Origin of the sequence: Microcoleus sp. OTE_8_concoct_300 (genome assembly GCF_031383065.1) — a bacterium.
GTDB lineage: Bacteria > Cyanobacteriota > Cyanobacteriia > Cyanobacteriales > Microcoleaceae > Microcoleus.
Window position 1 is genome coordinate 1 of sequence record NZ_JANMZH010000247.1, and the last position, 1,667, is coordinate 1,667.

General features: G+C 50.4%; 1 protein-coding gene. It reads right to left on the reverse strand.

The genetic code is table 11. From position 1 onward, the window contains the following. The coding region (locus tag ACUVJL_RS11710; RefSeq protein ID WP_445246004.1) for an Ig-like domain-containing protein at positions 1 to 1,667 on the reverse strand (1,667 nt) is incomplete at both ends.

A 1,667-nucleotide genomic window follows, 5' to 3' on the forward strand; every position in this document is an offset into this window, starting at 1 on the left:
TCGGCTGCTAACAACAGTGCAGTTGCAGTCGTAGGAACAGTAGTAATATTATTCCAACTTGTGCCATCTGTCGTATACTGCCAACTGCCGTTTGTTGTATCTAAATTTGTGAGGGCGATGCCTCTGGGACGCAGGGAAATGGCATCGTTGGGGTCGGTAATTTTAGTGCCGATAATCGCTGATATTAATGTGCCGCTGTTGTTGGTTTCATTAACATTAATGGCTGTTAAATTAGGCGTGCCGGAATTGTCGAGGACTGGGGAATTGTTGACGAGGACGCTGACAGTTGATGTGCTGGTACTGTAACCGTCGGTTGCTGTGTAGGAGAAGGTGTCAACACCGTTGAAAGTGGCGTTAGGAGTGTAGACAATGCTGCGTTTGGGGTCGATCGCGATCGTCCCGACATAATCATCCGCAATAGGTTTGAAAGTCAGATCTGCTGTACCGTTGCTGCTGTTCAACCGAGCAATATACCCGGCCGACTGCCCGCCGATATTGCTTAAAAAGCCGCCTACCACTAGGTTGTTGTTAGCATCGATCGCGATCGCGTCGATTGCAACACTCCCATTGGGGTCAAAAGTAGGATCTGCTGTGCCGTCGCTGCTGTTCAACCGAGCAATCAAATTGCGCGGTTGCCCGCCGATATTTCGAAAAATGCCCCCCACTACTAAGTTGCCGTTCGCATCGATCGCGATCTGCGCGACATACTCAGCCCCCGACGGACCAGGATTATTGGCATTGGCGTTAAAAGTAGAATCTACTGTGCCGTTGCTGCTGTTCAACCGGGCAATATAGTTGCGGGGTTGCCCGCCGATATTGGTGAAATTGCCACCTACTAATGGGATACCGTTAGCATCGATCGCGATCGCCAAGACGCGATCATTGGCATTTGGGTTAAAAGTAGGATCTGCCGTACCGTTGCTGCTGTTCAACCGGGCAATTCTGTTTCGCGGCTGCCCGCCGATATTGGTGAAATTGCCGCCTACTAATAGGTTACCGTTCGCATCGATCGCGATCGCCGAGACGCGATCATTGGCATTTGGGTTAAAAGTAGGATCTGCTATGCCGTCGCTGCTGTTCAACCGGGCAATTCTGTTTCGCGGCTGCCCGCCGATATTGGTGAAATTGCCACCTACTAAGGGATTGCCGTTAGCATCGATCGCGATCGTCCTGACAAAATCATTGGCATTTGGGTTAAAAGTAGGATCTGCCGTGCCGTCGCTGCTGTTCAACCGGGCAATATAGTTGCGGGGTTGCCCGCCGATATTGGTGAAATTGCCACCTACTAATGGATTGCCGTTAGCATCGATCGCGATCGTCCTGACATCAGCATCCGCATTGGGATTAAAAGTAGGATCTGCCGTACCGTCACTGCCATACAACCGGGCAATTTTGTTACGAGGCTGCCCGCCGATATTCCTAAAAAAGCCTCCTGTATAAATCCAGTCGTCAACAGTCACAGTGCCACCTGTTGGTTGAGTAACACTCTGCACTCTCAGTGCCTTTGTGCCGCCCGTATCATTGGTCAGGACTTTAATTTTAATATTAGGAGTGCCGACAGTTGCGATCGCACGATCGGGACTAGCAACAGGCAAATCATTAACAGCTATCCTGCCCAAACGAAAGGTAGCGCTTCCCTGGTCAGTATTGTCGCCAAAAAATAGGAA